We start from the raw sequence: 17,664 nt of genomic DNA on the forward strand, positions 1-17,664 counted from the left end.
TCGCGGCATCGAGGCGGGCAACCCCCTGCTGCTCGGCGACGACGCGCGGCCCGAGGCGTTCGGTGCCGCGGTACGAGCGCTCGGCGCGCACGGCGCGGCGGGCACGCTGTTCGTGGTGCATGCCACCTCGCACAACGCGCCCGTCGAGGCCGTGGCGCGCGAGCTGATCGAGGCGCAGCGCAGCGCCTCGCGCGGCATCGTCGCCTGCTTCTTCGGCGGCGTCGACGCGGCCACGCGCGATGCGCTGCACGCGCACGGCATCCCCGTGCACACCACGCCGCAGCGGCTGGCGCGCGCCTACGCGCGGCTGGTCGACTACCGGCTCGGCCGCGAGCTGCTGATGCAGACGCCCGAAGGTTCGCCGCCCGAGCCGCCGCCCTCGGTGGTGCAAGCGCAGGAGGCAGCGCGCGCGGCGCTCGCGCGGGGCCCGGCCGAACTCGACGGCGCGCAGGCCGCCGCCTGGCTCGCGCATTTCGGCCTGCAGGGCGTGCAGACCGACGCGGATGCGCGCGACATCATCGTCGAGGTGACGGTCGAGATGCATGACGACCAGAACTTCGGCCCGGTATTCCGTTACTCGGTGCCGGCGGCGGACGGCGTGTCCGCGCCGCTGGTGGTCTATGGGCTGCCGCCTTTCAACACGGTGCTGGCGCGCGCCGTGGTGCGCCGCTCGCCCTATTCGCGTCGCGCCGAGCCCGAGCCGCTGCTCGAGGCGCTGATGGCGCTGTCGCAGGCGGTCTGCGAGGTGCGCGAACTGGTGGCCCTGTCGCTGGTGCTGCGGGTGCTGCCCCGGCACGTGACGATCCGCGACGCGCGGCTGCGTTTCGCGACGGGGCGCGGACGGCTCGCGATCATGCCGTATCCGCGCCGCCTGGAGCAGCAGCTCGCATGGCGCGGCCGGACCATGACGGTGCGGCCGATCCGTCCCGAGGACGAGGCCGCGCACACGGCGCTGCTCGGCGCGATGACGCCCGACGATCTGCGCATGCGCTTCTTCGGCTCGATCCGCAGCTTCGATCACTCGCAGGTCGCGCGCATGACGCAGATCGACTACGACCGCGAGATGGCGCTGATCGCCACCGCCGACGATGACGACGGGCAGCGGCAGACGCTGGGCGTGGTGCGCGCGGTGGCCGACCCGGACAACGAAACCGCCGAGTTCGCGATCGCGATCCGCCCCGACCAGAAGGGCAGCGGGCTGGGGCGGCTGCTGATGGGGCAGATCATCGACTACGCGCGTTCGCGCGGCACGCACTGGCTGATCGGCGAGGCCTTGCGCGAGAACGGCGCGATGATCGGCCTGGCGCGTGCCTCGGGCTTCGCGGTGAGCGCGGGCGAGGAGCCGGGCGTGGTCGCGTTCCGCTTGAAGCTGCGGGATTGATCGCGGCTGATGCGGCGTGTCGCGCGCGCGGGTTTGCCGTCGCGCAGCGAGGCGACAGGTGAGCCGATGCGGGAGCGGAGGTGAGGTTTTACGGGGGCGGCGGGGAAGGCGGCGAGATCGATCGGCGCTGCCGCCGCGTAGCAAGCGAATCGCAAGATGCAGGGCTGTCGGCGTTGATGACGCCGGCGGCCCTGTCTGCTTTCAAGCGGAGATTCAGGCTGTGAATCAGGCCGCGAGCTTGTTCGAGGCGTCGTCGATCAGCGGGCGCGACAGCGCCAGTTCCTCGAGCAGCGCCTCCGCGTAGACGGCGCCGGTTTCGCGCTCGAGCCGCGCGATCGTCAGCGCGCACCGCGCCACGTCCTTCGGCATCGCGATGAAGCGCTTGACCGATTCGCCGGCCGTGAAGGCCTCGAACAGCGCGCCGCGAACCTCGTCGGGCAGCGTCTTGGTCCACTGGTAGGGCTTGCCGTTGAAGGTGATCGAGGGCGGCAGCACGCGCTCCTTCTTGCTGGCCGAGATCAGGCCGTAGGTGCGCGCCGCGTCGCCGATCTGCTCGGGCGAGAACAGCTCGTCGGGCGAGATGTCGAACTGCTCGATGTAGGCTTCGATCGCCTGCATCGCGGCGGCGCGATCGTCGCGTTTCTTCTGGGCGCGCGCGACGATGTCGCGCAGCTCGTCCGCCTCCTCGGGCGTGATCGTGAAGCTTGCCTGCTTCTGCTGAAGTTCGGAAAAACGCTGGAATTCGATATCGGTCAGAAGTTTGGCCATGAGGGTCATCGTGCGCGCGCCGCCGGATCGACGGGCGTCGGTTTGCGAAAGGGCCGCTATTTTAGCGTCGCGCGCCGATGCGATCCAGCGCGCGTGCCGCGGTGCCGTTCGTGCGACGCGTCCGGCACCCGCCGTCGCCTCGCTCGTGGCGCGCCACGGCCGGCGCTCAGGCCGCCTCCAGGCTGGCCATCGACAGGCCCTCGGTGGTCCGCCGCAGCAGCTCGGTGGCTTCGTCGAGCGTCGGCGCGCAGCGCGTGTCGATGCGCTGCACGTAAGGGCAGGTCAGCACCGCGATGGCCTGCCCCGAAGGCCCGAGCACCGGAAAAGCGATATCGGTAACACCCACGGCCCGGCGAGACGCCTGGCGCAGGCAACCCTGCTGCCGCGCGCCGATGGCGGCCGCCTCGAAGGCGGCTTCGTCGAGGCCGTTCGCGTCGGCGAGTTTCGCGTGCTCGCCGAGCATGTGCTCGCGCTGGCCCGGCGTCTGGAACGCCAGCATCAATTGCCCCGAGGCGGTATCGGTGAGCCCGACGCGCGAGCCGAGCCGCACCGTGATGCCCCAGGCGCCCGGGTCGTCGACCTGGGCGATCACCAGCAGGCCGCCGCGGTCGTGGACGGTCAGGTGGCAGGATTGCCCGGCCGTGTCGGCGAAGCGCTGCATCGGCGGCAGCGCCTCGTCGATCAGCCGGTTCATCGGCGGATGGCGGTGGGCCAGCGCGAACAGCTTGAGGCTCAGCGTGTAGCGGTCGCCGGACGAGGAGCGCGTCACGTATTGGCGCGCCACCAGGCGTTCGAGCATGCGGTAGATCTCGCTGGCGTTGCGGCCGAGCTGCTTGGTGATCTCGGTGCGGGTCAGGCCTTCCTTGCGTTGCGCGAGCAGTTCGAGGATATCGAGTCCCTTGTCGAGCGCCGGTGCGCGATAGCGCTCGACTTCCTCGGGCGAGCACGGGGAGGTGGCGGGGTTCGCGAGAGCGGCAGATGTGGTCGGCATCGTGAGTGGTGGTTGCATGGTCGGGCGCCCGCGTCCCGAGGACGGCTTGCGCCCGGTTGTGGCTACGAGGGGCGGATCGGCACGCAGGCGCCCGGCACCGGGCCTGTCGTGCTCCCATCGTGCGATCGCACGATGGCAAGTGCATCAGTTGATCCGTTTATTTCCGGAAAGTAAACGTTAAGAAATGAACAGTAAGCATGTTTACGTGCGCCGAGGCCTGGCCACGGCCCCGGGGAGCGGGGCGGATTTCCTTGCCGTTTCAGGCAGTTCGGCGCGTGGCGGCCGATCGGGAGCCGGTTCGGCGGCAACTGTTGTCGTTTGACAACATACGATGCGGCCCCGGCGGAGGAAACCGGTCCCGGGCGGGGCCCTCGGCGGCCGCTGCAATAGTGGGTATCCGTGAGCCATCATTCCGGCGTCGCACGCAGATGATAAAAATCGCCAACCGGGCCGGGACCGGCGCCGTCGCCGCCGCGAGGCAAACCGGCCGCCGCGCAGGCACAATCGTCCCGCGCCGATTTCGTCCATGTGATCCAACCAGAGGAAGTTCGTCATGAAACTGCTGCGTTACGGCCCGGTGGGCCAGGAAAAGCCCGGCCTGCTCGATGCCGGGGGCCGGATTCGCGACCTGTCGGCGGTGATCCCCGACCTAGCCGGCGAGGCGCTCTCGGATGCCGCGCTGGCGCGCCTGCGCGCGCTCGATCCGGCCTCGCTGCCGCTGGTGCCGGGCGAGCCGCGCATCGGCGCCTGCGTCGGGCAGATCGGCAAGTTCGTCTGCATCGGCCTGAACTACGCCGATCACGCCGCCGAATCGGGGCTGCCGGTGCCGAGCGAGCCGGTGGTGTTCGCCAAGTGGACCAGCGCCGTGTGCGGCCCGAACGACGGCATCGAGATCCCGCGCGACTCGCTCAAGACCGACTGGGAGGTCGAGCTGGGCGTGGTGATCGGGCGGCCCTGCAAGAACGTCGACGAAGCCGATGCGCTCGACTACGTGGCCGGCTACTGCGTGATCAACGACGTCTCCGAGCGCGAATGGCAGATCGAGCGCGGCGGCCAGTGGGACAAGGGCAAGGGTTTCGACAGCTTCGGCCCGATCGGCCCCTGGCTGGTCACGCGCGACGAGGTGCCCGATCCGCAGCAGCTCTCGCTGTGGCTCGAGGTCGACGGCCATCGCTACCAGGACGGCAGCACGCGCACCATGATCTTCGGCGTGGCCGAGGTGATCGCCTATCTGTCGCGTTGCATGAGCCTGCAGCCGGGCGACGTGATCTCGACCGGCACGCCCCCCGGCGTCGGCATGGGCGTGAAGCCCGCGCCGGTCTACCTGAAGCCGGGCCAGACCGTGCGCCTGGGCATCGACGGCCTCGGCGAGCAGCGCCAGCTCACGCGCGCGGCCGACTGAGTTCCGCGCTCGCCCGCGCCGGCGGGTTTCGATATCGGGCCGCGTCGCGGCCCCGATATCGGATCGGGCGGCGCGGGCGATCCGCCAGGTCCAGACAGTGCCGCGCCGCCGCAATCGAGCAGGACTCCTCCTCAATGCGGCCAAATGGGCGAGCACGATATCCCCCCTGAAATCCACGAATCGACCGCCAAGGGCGCGGCAGTCATCGCGTCGAAGCGCGGTTCGATCTCGACACCATTTTCATCTCCCCATCGAGCAAAAAAGGGCGCGAAATCCGGCCAGGCTTTCGTGACATTTCGCTGCGGAACTCCTGCGAATCTCGACGCGCGTCGCGGTTGACCCGACAGGCGGGCATCTCTCGCGATGTCATTCCCGATGATTCGCCACGGAGTTGACCATGGACCGCGTTTCCCCCTCCCTTCTCGCCGTCGAGGCGCCGCTTCAGGCATCGCTTCAGATACCGCTTCAAATACCGCTTCCCACCCCGATCGTTCCCATTGCCGACGATGCACCGCTTCGCAGCGAGCGACTGCCGTTCACGATCCGCGCGGTGCGCCACGAGGCCGACCTCGAACGCGTGCTGGCGATGCGCCGCGCGGCCTATGGCCGGCACACGCCCGAATTCGCGGCCGGCATGACGATCGAGGCCGGCGACCGGCGCGACGACACGGTGCTGCTGCTGGCCGAATCGCGGCTCGATCGCGAGGCGATCGGCACCATGCGGATCCAGACCAACCGGCACGGCCCGCTGCCGCTGGAAAGCTCGGTGGCGCTGCCCGACTGGCTGGACGGCTGCCGGCTGGCCGAGGCGACCCGGCTCGCGGTGCGCGGCGGCATGATCGGCCGCGCCGTCAAGGTCGCGCTCTGCAAGGCGCTGTTCCTCCATTGCCGCTCGGCCGCGATCGACTGGATGGTGATCACGGCGCGCGCGCCGCTCGATCGCGAATACCAGGCGATGCTGTTCGAGGATGTGCATGGCAGGCCCGAGTTCTTCCCGATGGCGCATGTCGGCGGCATGCCGCATCGTGTGCTCGCCAAGCGGGTCGACGCGGCGCGCCGGCGCTGGGCCGAGGTGCGGCACCCGCTGTACGGCTATGTGTTCGACACGCATCATCCCGACATCGACGTGAGCGTGCCCGAAGCCTGAGAGGCGGCTCGGGCGGCGCGATGCTCCCGACTGCCCAGCCGGGAGCATCTATGGATTCCGATTCTTTCTTGATGAGAATTAATAACAGCACGGCGCATGAAGGCCGATTAGAATCGAATGCGTTTTGGCAAGCGACAAACGGGGGATGACAGACATGCGGCTGTCGGCTTGGGCATCAGGATTCGGACAGCTGGCGGGCGGGCGCTCATTCGACCGCTGGTTCGATGTCTTTTCGATCTATCTCGTGCCCGCGATCCTGGCGATATCGACCGCGCTGTTCTTTACGATATCGCCATCGGGCGATGTCTCGATCGAGACCACTCCCCTCGATTTCCACGCCTTCATCGACGGCAGCGGCCGTGCCTCGCCGGCCGAGGCCCTGCGCGCGCTGCGCGAGGCGCCCGTGACGGGGCGCTTCGGCACGCACCTGTCCGAGCACCCGGTGTGGATCCTGCTCGACGCGCAGCCGGTGAATCCGGCTGCCGATTCACGCGACTACCTGGCCTTCGCGTCGCGCCACGCGAAATCGCTGTCGTGCTGGAACGCCGGCACGCTGGCGCCGCTCGGCGCGGCCGATCGCGTCGGCCCGCAAGGCGCGATGCAACTGGCCGCGGCCGGTTTCGCGCTGCGCCTGGAGACGCCCGCCGCGGGCGCGCCGATCCTCTGCCGGGGCCTCTACAGCGGCCCCGCCTACGTGACGGCCAGCCGCCTGACGGGCCGCGCGCTGACGGCGGCGCGGCTGCAGTTCGAGCGCAATGCCTCGCTGATCGGCGGCGGGCTGTTGACGCTGGCGATCTTCATCTTCGTGACCGCGATGATCAACCGCGAGTGGACCTACGTGGTGTTCTCGGTCTGGCTGGTCGGCAACCAGCGCCTGGCGGCCAACGCGCTCGGCTTCGACAACGCCTGGCTCGGCCATACCCTGTCGCCGGCCTGGATCGACCTGGTCCGGCAACTGAGCTTCGCGATCTACTACATCGTCACGGTCTCGCTGTTCGGCCGGCTGTTCCGCCGCGAGATCGCGCGGGTCTCGCTGCAATGGCTGCTCAAGACCGTGCAGCTCGGCGGCCTGCTGTTGCTGCTGCTGTCGCTGGTGCTGCCCTACCGCCAGTTCGTGCCGGCGCTCTGGGTGCTGGCCGGCGCCGGCATGCTGCTGCTGCTCTACCTGCTCGGCACGCTGCTGCTGCGGGCGCGCTCGCGCACCGTGATCTGGTACGTGGCCTCGCTGTCCTTCGTGCTGTTCGCGATCCTCTCCGAGGTGTTCGCCGCCGCGCTCGGCACGCGCATGCTGTTCGGCGGCCTGAACCCGGTGGTCACGGCGCTGGTCTCGAGCATGATGGCGGCCTTCGCGATCGCCGAGCAGATGCGCGCCGATCGCGCCCAGCGCCACAAGTCCGAAACCGAGCTGCGCACCACCTACGACCTCACGCCGATGGGGCTCTTCACGCTCGACAGCGAGGGCCGCTTCACGCGCGCCAACCCGGCGCTGCTGGCGATGCTCGGGCTCGATCGCGACAGCTACCGCAGCCGCCACTGGACCGACTTCTTCGACGAGGGCTCCTGGATCCGCCTGCGCGACCTGGCGCTGCGCGGCGGCGAAAGCGCCATCGAGATCAACGGCTCGCCCGACGCGGGCACCGCCCGGCGCCGTTATTCGCTGCGCGCGATCTTCTCCGAGAACGCCTACGAGGGCTCGCTCGAGGAGGTGACCGAGCGCGCCGAGGCGGTCGCGCGGCTGCACTTCCTGGCCGAGCACGATTCGCTGACCGGCGCGCTGAACCGGCGCGGCATCGAGCGCGTGCTGGAGGGGCTGACCAGCACGCGGCCGTCGTGGTCGGTGGCCTATGTCGACCTCGACCGCTTCAAGCTGATCAACGACATGTTCGGCCACGCGGCCGGCGACGAGGTGCTGCGCCAACTGGTGGTGCGCATGACGGCGAGCCTGGAAGGGCGCGGCACCATCGGCCGGATCGGCGGCGACGAGTTCGTCTGCGTGTTCGCCGAGATGGACGTGGACGAGGCCGCCGCGCTGTGCCGGCGCCTGGAGCACGCGGTCAGCGCGCTGCCCTATCCGATCGGCAGCCGCGCGTTCCGCGTGCGGGCCTCGATCGGCGTGGTCGAGTGCCTGCCGAACATGTCGGTGCAGGACATCGTCGCGCATGCCGACCAGGCCTGCCGCGAATCCAAGCGCGACGGCAACGGCAAGGTGGTGGTCTATCGCAGCGACGCGTTCGACCTGGAGCGGCGCACGCGCGACATCGCGCTGATCGGCACGCTCAGCGAGGATGCGATTCCCGAGGGCCTGGTGCTGGCGATGCAGCCGATCATGTCGGTCACGAACGCGGCCGAGTCGCTCGATTTCGAGGTGCTGCTGCGCTTGCGGCGCGACGACGGCACGATTCTCAGCGCGGTCGACTTCATCGACGCCTTCGAGCGCTCGGGCACCATCGGCGCGATCGATCTGTGGGTGCTGTCGATGGTGCTGGAGTGGATCGAGCGCAACCAGGCCGCGCTGACGAAGACGCGCTTCGTCTGCGTGAACCTGAGCGGCGCCTCGCTCAACGACGAGCGCATCGTCGCCGAGCTGTTCCGGCGGCTGGAGGCGCATGCCTCGATCGTCCATTACCTGTGCCTGGAGATCACCGAGACGGTCGCGCTGCACGACCTGAAGACCAGCCAGCACTTCATCGCGCGGGCCCACGACATGGGGATCCGCATCGCGCTCGACGATTTCGGCGCGGGCCACACCTCGTTCAAGTACCTGAAGGCGCTGTCGGCCGACGCGCTGAAGATCGACGGCGAGTTCGTCAAGACCATGTGCGAGCACCCGGCCGATATCGCGATCGTCGAGTCGATGGTCAACCTGGCCCGCAACCTCGGCATGCGCACCATCGCCGAGTGGGTCGAGGACCTGCGCACCTTCGAGGCGCTGCGCGCGATCGGCGTCGACTACGTGCAGGGTTACGCGGTTGGCCGGCCGGTGATGCCGGAGCGGATCCTGGCCGCCGATTCCTGCCTCGACCTGGTGCTGCTCGACTCGATCCGGCGCGTGCTGGCCGAGCCGGCGCCGGCCGGTGCCGAGGCGGGCGAGGAAGCGAACGGCGAAGCGAACGACGCCGCGCGCACGGGCGATCGGGGCTGAGGAAACGGCGGGCGGGAACGGGATGAGCGGCGCGCGGCGCCGGCCGGCAGCGGGGAGAGGAGGAGACCCGCGAACCGGGCCGGCGCGCGCCGCAAGCGGGCGGCGCACCGGGCCGCGGCCCGTGGCGGGCGCGGCCGGTCGCGCCGGCAAGGCGGGAACCACGGAATCGCTTCGACAGGGGCCGCGGGCGCGGCCCCGTCACGACACGACGATCAGAAGTCGGTGGTCATCGACAGCCAGATCGAGCGCGGCTCGCCCTGGCTCAGGTAACCGCCGATGGTCGAGGCCCAGTACGACTTGTTGGCGACGTTGCGGACCATCACGCGGAAGGTGGTTTCCTTCTTGAACAGCTCGGTCTTGTAGCGCGCGCCGATGTCGAAGCGGTTCCACGACGGGATCGACAGCTTGTTGGCGACATCCAGGTACTGCGAGCTGGTGTGGATCCAGCGCGCCGTCAGCGTCGCGCCCTGCAGCATCGGCAGGTCGTATTCGGCATTCGCGGTGAAGGTGAACTTCGGCACGCCGATCGGGCGGTTGCCGTCGCTCGCGCCGCCCGCAGTGTCTTCCAGTTGCGCGTCGATATAGCTGGCGCCGGCGATCAGGCGCAGGCCCTTGACCGGTTCGCCGTTGATCGAGGCTTCCACGCCGCGATGACGCTGCATGCCGTTGGCCGCGAAGATCAGCGTGTTCGGATCGGTGTAGGCCATCGGCTTCTCGATCTGGAACAGCGCGAGCGCGGCGCCGAAGCCGCCGGCATCGTACTTGGTGCCCACTTCATATTGCTTCGAGCGGTACGGGGCGAGCACCTCGCCGAGGTTGCGCGCGGTGGTCGGCGCTGTCTCGCCCTGCGTGAGCGCTTCGGTGCGGTTCGCGTAGAACGCCCAGTTGTTGGTCGCCTTGAACACCAGGCCGAACACCGGCGTGGTGACCGACTGGTCGTAGACGCTGCTGACCGCGCCGGTGTAGCCGTAGTTGGTCACCGCGATCGACTGGCGGCGCGCGCCGATGGTGAACAGCACGCGATCGTTGAGCAGGCCGAGCGTGTCCGACACCGCCACGCTGCGCGTCCAGGTCATCGCCACCGTGCCGGGATCGGACAGGTCGCCGCCCTGGTACTTGGTGGCCGGGAACGGCACCGCCTGCGGGTTGTCGAGCGTGGTCGGGAAGCTGCCCGACAACGTGTAGGCCGACTGGCTGTTCAGGCGCGTGTAGGCCGCGCCGACCGCCACCATGTGCGATACCGGGCCGGTCGTGAAGCGGCCGCGCACGCCGGCCTCGGCCGATTGCGCGTCTTCCTTGTGCGGCACGCCCAGGCGCGAGGCGGTGACGGCGCCGGTCGAGGTGTTGACGGTCGGCGATGCGTACTGGCCGTTCTCGTCGGTATGACGCGCGCCGCCCGCCACATAGGCGGTCCAGCCCGGGAAGAAGTCGTATTCGGCGCGCAGCTGGCCGACCGTGTCCTCCAGGTCGCTGTAGGCCCAGGGCTGGGCGTAGTTGTGGGTGGCCGAGGGCGGCGCGGGAATCGCGCCGGTGCCGTTCACGTAGACCACCGAGCGGCCCTGGTCGTCGCGCTCGCGCTGGTGCAGGAAGTCGGCGTAGAGGCGCAGCTTGTCGCCGCGGTAGTCGAGCGCGAGCGCCTGGGTGGTGGCGCGGTGATGCGCGTCGTCGATGTCGGTCGAGCCGCCGCTGGTCGCCTGGTTCACGCGGATGCCGAACTGGCCTTCGCTGCCGAAGCGCCGGCCGATGTCGATGTGCTCGCCCACCTGGCCGCCGGTGCTGCCGTCGAGCGTCACGCGCGTGAGCGGCTTGTCGTCGGCGCGCTTCAGCTGGATGTTGACGCCGCCGCCCACCGCGCTGCCGGTCGGCGAGGCGCCGCTCAGGAACGCGTTGGCGCCCTTCAGCACGTCGATCCGCTCGACCGCGTCGGTGGCCACCAACTGGCGCGGCGTGACGCCGTACAGGCCGTTCAGCGAGACATCGTCGCCGTTGAGCTGGAAGCCGCGGATGATGAACACCTGCGAGAAGTTGCCGTAGCCGAACGCGCTGCGCACGGCCGGATCGTTGTCGAGCACGTCGGCCAGCGTGCGGGCCTGCTGGTCCTCGATCAGCTTCGAGGTATAGGTCGTCATGCTGAACGGCACGTCGATGTTGCGCTGCTTGCCCAGCACGCCGTAGTCGGCGCCGCGCGCCACCTGGCCGCCGCCGAAGGTCGGCGAGAGATCGCCCGGCAGCTCCTCGACCTTGCCCTTCACGGCGATGGTCGGTAGTGCCGCGGCGGGACGCGCTGCCGCGCTGCCGGCCGTGCTCGTATCGGACGAGGACGGCGCGCTCTGGGCGATGGCGACGGCGGGAAAGGCGCAGGCGGCGGCGAGCGCGAGGCAGCCCCAGGAAATCGGCGAAAGGGGCCAGGACGGCGTTTGGAAGCTTGACATAGGACGCACTAAACGGATTGAAGAAAACTCCGTCCCAGGGCGTCATTCGGAATCCGGGCGGGCCGGCCGTTCCGTCAATCGGTCCTGCGAGTCGGACGAAGGCGGGACGGCGTTTTTTATGAAGACGCGACTATAAATTAAATGCGAATCATTGTCATCTCGAAAGTAATTCTCATGTCTATCTGTAACAACAGGGGCGAGGTTTCGGGGTGGCGCGCGGCAGGCGGGGCGAGGGCGCAAGGCCCGTGGCGAAGGGCTCGACGGCGAACGGCCAGGGCGCGGGCTGGATGGCGGCAGGGATCGCCGGGACCGACGATCCCTGCCGCCATTTGATGGGGTTGGATGACGAATTCCGCGATGCGCAACGCAGGCGCATCGCGGACGGCCCTCAATCCGGCACGGCGACGTTCATTTCGCGCAGCAGGTTGTCGGCGTGGTCGAGGTGGTGCATCACCCACAGCATGTAGCGCACGTCGACGTGGATCGAGCGCGTGACGGCGGGATCGAACAGCCAGCCCGCGCTGACGCCTTCCCAGGCGCCGTCGAAGACCAGCCCGACCAGCTTGCCGTCGCGGTCCAGCGTGGGCGAGCCCGAATTGCCGCCGGCGATGTCGAGATCGGCGAGGAAGTTCACGGGCAGCGCGCCGGCGCCGGGGCCGGCGAAGCCGTCGAAGGCATGCGCGCGGATCGCCGCGAGTTCGGCGGCCGGTGCGTTGAAGGGCGCGACGCCGGTGTTCTTCTGCACGATGCCGTCGGTGGTGGTGAACGGCAGGTACTCGACCGCGTCGCGCGGCCGGTAGCCCTGCACGGTGCCGAAGCTCACGCGCAGCGACAGGTTCGCGTCGTGGTAGACGGGCAGGCCGCGCGCCTCGCTGTAGGCGGTCAGGGCCTTCATGTAGCCGGCCCGCGCGGCGGCCTCGTCGCCGTCCTGGGCCTTGTCCGCGTGCTCGATGGCCAGCAGGTCCGGCATCAGCGCGCGCGTCAGCGCGATCCAGCTATCGTGGCTCGCCGCGAGTTCGGCAGGCGTGGCCGACATCAGCGCGACGCGGGTCGCCTGGTCGGTCAGCCGGCTGCCCGCGTAGAGCGCGTCGACCTTGGCGGCAAGCGCCGCGGCGTCGTTCGCGCCGCCCAGCCAGCGATCGAGCGCGCCGATGTGCTGGTCGGCCGGCAGCTTCGCGTAGCGCTGCAGCACATAGACCAGCAACTGCCGGTCGACGGCCGGATCGTAGCGGCGGTCGATGCTCTTCTGCTGGCCGAGCAGGTCGATCTCGTCGCGCTGGCGGAAGCCGTCCTCGCGTTCGGCATCGGGCTTCTGCTTTTCGTCGGCGAGCCGCACGATCCGGTACGAGGCGCGGTACATCTGCGTCTGCTGCAGCAGGTGCAGGATCAGGTCGCGCTCGCGCGTGGCCATGCGCGCGTCGACCAGGCGGTTCAGCCGCTCGACGTCGGCCAGCCGCGCGGGGGCGTCGAGCTTGCCGCCGGCCGGTTGCGCGGCGAGCCAGCGGTGCAGCGCGGCCTCCTGCTCGCGGCGCGTCGACAGCGCATCGCCGTTGGCCAGCTCGTCGCGGTTGCCCTGGTAGAACTTGATCGAATTGTTGAAGCCGGCCACCTGGTCGGCATAGGCCACCTCCACCGCCGGCCGCTGCTTGCCGGCCGTGTCGATGATGCGGTTCATGTCGCCGAGCGCGCGGATCAGCGTCGGATACTGCCAGTCGATCGCGCTGCGCAGTTCGTCGGGCAGCAGGTGGCGATTGGTGCGGCCGGGGTAGCCGGCCACCATCACGAAATCGCCGGCCTTCACGCCTTGCGGATTCACGCTCAGCCAGTGCTTGGGGCGATAGGGCACGTTGTCCTTCGCGTAGGTCGCGCTGCTGCCGTCGCGTGCCACGTAGGCGCGCAGGAAGCTGAAGTCGCCGGTGTGGCGCGGCCACATCCAGTTGTCGATGTCGCCGCCGTACTTGCCGATCGACTCGGGCGGGGCGTAGACGAGCCGCACGTCGCGCAATTCCTTCTGGCGCACGAGCTGGTAGTCGTAGCCGCCGCTGAAGGTCTGCACCTGGCAGTGATAGCCCGGCGTGGTGCATTCGCGCACCAGGCGGTCCTTCTCGCGATCGATCGCGACGTAGCGCGCATAACCGTCGCTGCTGGGCGGAACCGCCGCCTCGATGCGATCGGTCACGTCGGTCACCTGCTCGGTCACGTAGACGCGCTGGGTGGGCGCGGTGGGCAGTTCGTCGGCCTTGGCGCGGGCCAGGAAGCCGTTCTCGATCAGGTTCTTCTCGGGCGTCGAGTTGTATTGCAGCGCGCCGTAGCCGCAATGGTGGTTGGTGACGATCAGGCCGTCCGGCGAGACGAACGAGGCGGTGCAGAAACCCAGCCCGACCACGGCATCGAGCGGCCAGGATTTCAGCGAGGCGAGCTGCCGAGGATCGAGCGCGAGCCCGCGTTGCTTGAGTTGGGGAGCGAGGGACGGCAACTGGGACGGTTGCCACATGCCTTCGTCGGCGCGCGCGATGCCGCCGGCCAGCAACGAGACGGCGACGAGCGTCGCGCTCGCCGTGCATAACAGTTTGAGACGCATTCGGATCCTCGGATTGAGACGGCCTGTGATCGACAGCTTTATTCAATCGGCATTGCGACTGCCGTGCGATTGTAGTCCGGGGGGAATGAAGGCGGTATTTTTATATCTTTGTAAGATGTAGGGAAATGAAAATAAAAATGCCCAATGAATTTTCTTGAGCATGTTCTTTGTGTGATGAATGTATTGGCAATAATTCCGGATCTCGATGAATTGGCGATGACGTGCAATGGTGTGACGGGTGAGGTGCGAGCAGCATTGCAAGGCGTTCCGGCGCTTGTATCGCGTTGTTCATATCAAGCCGGCGAGCGACTTTGCCTGGCATCGGCATGCATGCCGATATTGAAATGTCGATTATAAAATGCCGCTTGATTTCATCATCAATGAAGCCGCAAGGAATGTTCTTTTATGTGAGACAGGAAAAAAATCCCTCGCCGCATGAGGGGGCATGACGGCGAGGGGAGGAGGGGATGCCTTGAACAACAACGCGTATTGCAGGGAGCCGGCCGAGGCCGGCTTAGCGGTGCTTGAGAACCGCGGTCACGCTTCGACGGCTTCGCGTACCGGTGCCGCTGCCGTCGCGGGTGCCTCGACGTCCTGGCGGATCAGGTAGTCGAAGGCCGACAACGAAGCCTTCGCGCCTTCGCCGACCGCGATCACGATCTGCTTGTAGGGCACCGTGGTCACGTCGCCGGCCGCGAACACGCCGGGGATCGACGTCGCGCCGCGTGCATCCACCACGATCTCGCCGTGCTTCGACAGCTCGATCGTGCCTTTCAGCCATTCCGTATTCGGCACCAGGCCGATCTGCACGAACACGCCTTCGAGGTCGATGCGCTTGGTCTCGCCCGTCTCGCGTTCGAGATAGACCAGGCCGTTCAGCTTCTGGCCGTCGCCCGTCAGCTCCTTGGTTTGCGCGCTGGTCACCACCGTCACGTTCGGGAGGCTGCGCAGCTTGCGTTGCAGCACTTCGTCGGCGCGCAGCGTCTGGCCGAACTCGATCAGCGTGACTTCGCGCACGATGCCGGCCAGGTCGATCGCGGCCTCGACCCCCGAGTTGCCGCCGCCCACCACGGCCACGCGCTTGCCCTTGAACAGCGGGCCGTCGCAATGCGGGCAGTAGGCCACGCCCTTGTTGCGATACTCGCGTTCACCCGGCACGTTCAGCTCGCGCCAGCGCGCGCCGGTCGACAGCACGATGGTCTTGGCCTTCAGCACCGCGCCGTTTTCCAGGTGGATCTCGTTGACCTTGCCCGGGACCAGCGCCGCGGCGCGCTGCACGTCCATCACGTCGACGTCGTATTGCTTGACGTGCTGCTCCAGCGCAGCGGCGAACTTCGGTCCTTCGGTTTCCTGGACGGAGATGAAGTTCTCGATCGCCATGGTATCGAGCACCTGCCCGCCGAAGCGCTCCGCCACCACGCCGGTGCGAATGCCCTTGCGTGCCGAGTAGATCGCGGCCGCCGCGCCGGCCGGGCCACCGCCCACCACCAGCACGTCGAACACGTCCTTGTTGGCGATCGCGGCGGCGGCGCGAGCGCTGGCGCCCGTGTCGATCTTCGCGAGGATTTCCTTCACGCTGCTGCGGCCCTGGCCGAAGCTTTCGCCGTTCAGGAACATGGTCGGCACCGCCATGATCTGGCGTGCCTCGACTTCGTTCTGGAACAGCGCGCCGTCGATCGCCACGTGGCGGATGCGCGGGTTGATCAGCGCCATCACGTTCAGCGCCTGGACCACTTCCGGGCAGTTCTGGCAGGACAGCGAGAAATACGTCTCGAAGGAAAAATCGCCGTCGAGATTGCGAATCTGTTCGATGGTGTCCTCGTCGAGCTTGAGCGGGTGGCCGCCGACCTGCAGCAGCGCCAGCACGAGCGAGGTGAATTCATGGCCCATCGGGATGCCGGCAAAGCGGATCCCGGCAGCCTTGCCCGGTTCGCCGATGCTGAACGAGGGCTTGCGCTCGGCGTCGTCGCGGCGTTCGATCACGGCCACGCGCGGCGACAGCTCGCCGATCTCCTTCAGCAGCGCGATCAGCTCCTGCGACTTCGCGCCGTCGTCGAGCGAGGCGACGAGTTCGATCGGGCGGGTGAGCTTGTCGAGGTACGACTTCAACTGGTTCTTGAGATTGGCTTCGAGCATGATGTTCGGTTTGTCTTGTCGGTTGTCGTGTGCCCCGGCGCGGGGCGCTCGATACGGCGCCTGCGTGCGCCGTATCGAATCGTTCGTTATGCCTTGGAGGGCGGCCTCAGATCTTGCCGATCAGGTCCAGCGACGGGGTCAGCGTTTCCGCGCCCGGCGTCCACTTGGCGGGGCAGACCTCGCCCGGATGCGCCGCCACGTATTGCGCGGCCTGCAGCTTGCGCAGCAGCTCGCCGGCGTCGCGGCCGATGCCGTTGTCGTGGATCTCGGCGATCTTGATCTCGCCTTCCGGGTTGATCACGAAGGTGCCGCGCAGCGCCATGCCTTCTTCCTCGATCAGCACGTCGAAGTTGCGTGCCAGGCGCGCGGTCGGATCGCCGATCATCGGGTACTGGATCTTGGCGATGGTTTCCGAGGCTTCGTGCCAGGCCTTGTGCGTGAAGTGCGTATCGGTCGACACACCGTAGATCTCCACGCCCAGCTTCTGGAATTCGGCGTAGCGGTCGGCCAGGTCGCCCAGCTCGGTCGGGCACACGAAGGTGAAGTCCGCCGGGTAGAACACCACCACCGACCACTTGCCCTTGAGGCTTTCCTCGGTCACCGGCACGAAGGCGCCGTTGTGGTAGGCGGTTGCATTGAAGGGCTTGATCTGGCTGTTGATGATCGGCATCGAATAGGTCCTTGGGAATCGTTGAATGAGGTGTGAATCAGTGACTGGGGCGGCCGGCCCCGCGCGGGCGCCGGCCGGCATCGCGATCAGCGATGGCGATACAGATCGCCGGCGGCGGCGGGCAGCTTCACGCCGCTTTCCACGCCGACGGCCGGGTTGGCGCCGTAACCCGAATCGCCCTGGGCGGCGTGCAGACGCGCCTGGGCTTCCTGGATCTGGTCGGGGTAATGCGGGTTGTTGCCGGCGCCGGGGTGGTAGCCGACCTTGACGAGTGCCGCCAGCTCGGCGCGGACTTCGGCGCGGGTGAGCGGCTGGTTGGTCTGGGCGGAGGCCAGGACCGGTGCGAACAGGGCGGCAGCGAGGATCAGAGCAGAGGTTTTCATACGGGCACTCACCTATGGATGTAAAAAATCGATAGGTGGATGCTATAGAGTTGCCGCGGATAGTTGAAATACTTATTTCAAAACTGATCAATAGGCATTGCCTATTCGATCCGGCCCTCCCTCCCGCTCGCGCCGATCCGTCCCCGGTTCAGCCGCGACGCCGGCCGGGTTTGCCCTCGGTGGCGGCGAGCTTGCGCCACAGCGTGGTCTTGCTGATGCCGAGCACGGCGCAGGCGCGCTCGCGGTCGCCGCCGCAGGCGTCCAGCACGGCGCGGATCTCGTCGACCTCGACGCGGCGCCGCCGCTCGGACAGCGTGGCTGCCGCGGCCGCGCCGGGCATGCCGGCGCCGTCTGGAACGCCGCTTCCGTCTCCATCGACGTCCGCAGCCTCGCTTCCCGCCACGCCTTCGCGCGCGATGCCCAGCTCCGGCGCGATTGCCCGCAACACCTCGACCGACAGCGGCGCCTCGCCCTCGCTCTCCACCAGCTCGACGGCGATCCGCTCGATCACGTTCTGCAGTTCGCGCACGTTGCCGGGCCAGCGATGGCGCGCCAGCACGCCCACCACCGGCGCGACCACGCGGGCCGCCTCGGCGGCGTCGCGCACGCGCTCGGCCAGCCGCGGCTCGCG

General features: G+C 68.4%; 12 protein-coding genes. 4 read left to right on the top strand and 8 right to left on the bottom strand.

All coding sequences use genetic code 11. From position 1 onward, the window contains the following. Positions 1-1,381, top strand: a 1,381-nt coding sequence (locus F3J10_RS27735) for a GNAT family N-acetyltransferase (RefSeq protein WP_167243449.1), incomplete at its 5' end; no start/stop codon positions are given. Positions 1,382-1,606: 225 nt separating this feature from the next. On the opposite strand, the gene F3J10_RS27740 is transcribed toward F3J10_RS27735, so the two are convergent. Together F3J10_RS27740 and F3J10_RS27745 are read right to left on the bottom strand one after the other, a co-directional pair. Continuing rightward, positions 1,607-2,158 (bottom strand): hypothetical protein, encoded by a 552-nt coding sequence (locus tag F3J10_RS27740; RefSeq protein WP_036055238.1) that lies wholly within the window; start codon positions 2,156-2,158, stop codon positions 1,607-1,609. A gap of 157 nt (positions 2,159-2,315) precedes the next feature. Further along, positions 2,316-3,140 (bottom strand): IclR family transcriptional regulator, encoded by an 825-nt coding sequence (locus tag F3J10_RS27745; RefSeq protein WP_166915443.1) that lies wholly within the window; start codon positions 3,138-3,140, stop codon positions 2,316-2,318. A gap of 553 nt (positions 3,141-3,693) precedes the next feature. Here F3J10_RS27745 and F3J10_RS27750 point away from each other — a divergent pair. The 3 genes from F3J10_RS27750 (at position 3,694) to F3J10_RS27760 (ending at position 8,831) form a co-directional block, all read left to right on the top strand. Then, positions 3,694-4,542 carry an ureidoglycolate lyase gene (locus tag F3J10_RS27750; RefSeq protein WP_046574823.1) on the top strand — a complete coding sequence of 283 codons (849 nt, stop codon included), beginning with the start codon at positions 3,694-3,696 and terminating at the stop codon, positions 4,540-4,542. 550 nt (positions 4,543-5,092) lie between these two features. Continuing rightward, on the top strand, positions 5,093-5,689 hold the full coding sequence (locus F3J10_RS27755) for a hypothetical protein (RefSeq protein WP_345791236.1): 597 nt from the start codon (positions 5,093-5,095) through the stop codon (positions 5,687-5,689). A 244-nt stretch (positions 5,690-5,933) separates the two neighbouring features. Then, on the top strand, positions 5,934-8,831 hold the full coding sequence (locus F3J10_RS27760) for an EAL domain-containing protein (RefSeq protein WP_345791237.1): 2,898 nt from the start codon (positions 5,934-5,936) through the stop codon (positions 8,829-8,831). A 212-nt stretch (positions 8,832-9,043) separates the two neighbouring features. On the opposite strand, the gene F3J10_RS27765 is transcribed toward F3J10_RS27760, so the two are convergent. The 6 genes from F3J10_RS27765 to F3J10_RS36585 all read right to left on the bottom strand — a co-directional run. Beyond that, positions 9,044-11,263 carry a TonB-dependent siderophore receptor gene (locus F3J10_RS27765; protein ID WP_166915449.1) on the bottom strand — a complete coding sequence of 740 codons (2,220 nt, stop codon included), beginning with the start codon at positions 11,261-11,263 and terminating at the stop codon, positions 9,044-9,046. Positions 11,264-11,651: 388 nt separating this feature from the next. Next, a complete protein-coding gene (locus F3J10_RS27770) occupies positions 11,652-13,844 on the bottom strand; it encodes a S46 family peptidase (RefSeq protein ID WP_167243452.1) in 2,193 nt (730 codons plus the stop codon). A gap of 537 nt (positions 13,845-14,381) precedes the next feature. Next, on the bottom strand, positions 14,382-15,980 hold the full coding sequence (gene ahpF / locus F3J10_RS27775; RefSeq protein ID WP_166915453.1) for an alkyl hydroperoxide reductase subunit F: 1,599 nt from the start codon (positions 15,978-15,980) through the stop codon (positions 14,382-14,384). Between the two features lie 106 nt (positions 15,981-16,086). Then, on the bottom strand, positions 16,087-16,650 hold the full coding sequence (gene ahpC / locus F3J10_RS27780; RefSeq protein ID WP_025101491.1) for an alkyl hydroperoxide reductase subunit C: 564 nt from the start codon (positions 16,648-16,650) through the stop codon (positions 16,087-16,089). An 86-nt stretch (positions 16,651-16,736) separates the two neighbouring features. Beyond that, positions 16,737-17,033, bottom strand: a complete 297-nt coding sequence (locus F3J10_RS27785; RefSeq protein WP_166915455.1) for a DUF4148 domain-containing protein — start codon at positions 17,031-17,033, stop codon at positions 16,737-16,739. Between the two features lie 148 nt (positions 17,034-17,181). Beyond that, positions 17,182-17,664: helix-turn-helix domain-containing protein (locus F3J10_RS36585; protein ID WP_275691713.1), on the bottom strand; the 483-nt coding region annotated here is incomplete at its 5' end.

This window comes from Burkholderia sp. Cy-637, from assembly GCF_011753175.1.
Lineage (GTDB): Bacteria > Pseudomonadota > Gammaproteobacteria > Burkholderiales > Burkholderiaceae > Burkholderia > Burkholderia gladioli.

Coding starts and splice junctions, on each gene's coding strand:
- F3J10_RS27740 (WP_036055238.1), bottom strand. CDS start 2,158: ATGACCCTCATGGCCAAACTTCTGACCGATATCGAATTCCAGCGTTTT.
- F3J10_RS27765 (WP_166915449.1), bottom strand. CDS start 11,263: ATGTCAAGCTTCCAAACGCCGTCCTGGCCCCTTTCGCCGATTTCCTGG.
- F3J10_RS27745 (WP_166915443.1), bottom strand. CDS start 3,140: ATGCCGACCACATCTGCCGCTCTCGCGAACCCCGCCACCTCCCCGTGC.
- F3J10_RS27770 (WP_167243452.1), bottom strand. CDS start 13,844: ATGCGTCTCAAACTGTTATGCACGGCGAGCGCGACGCTCGTCGCCGTC.
- ahpF (WP_166915453.1), bottom strand. CDS start 15,980: ATGCTCGAAGCCAATCTCAAGAACCAGTTGAAGTCGTACCTCGACAAG.
- ahpC (WP_025101491.1), bottom strand. CDS start 16,650: ATGCCGATCATCAACAGCCAGATCAAGCCCTTCAATGCAACCGCCTAC.
- F3J10_RS27750 (WP_046574823.1), top strand. CDS start 3,694: ATGAAACTGCTGCGTTACGGCCCGGTGGGCCAGGAAAAGCCCGGCCTG.
- F3J10_RS27785 (WP_166915455.1), bottom strand. CDS start 17,033: ATGAAAACCTCTGCTCTGATCCTCGCTGCCGCCCTGTTCGCACCGGTC.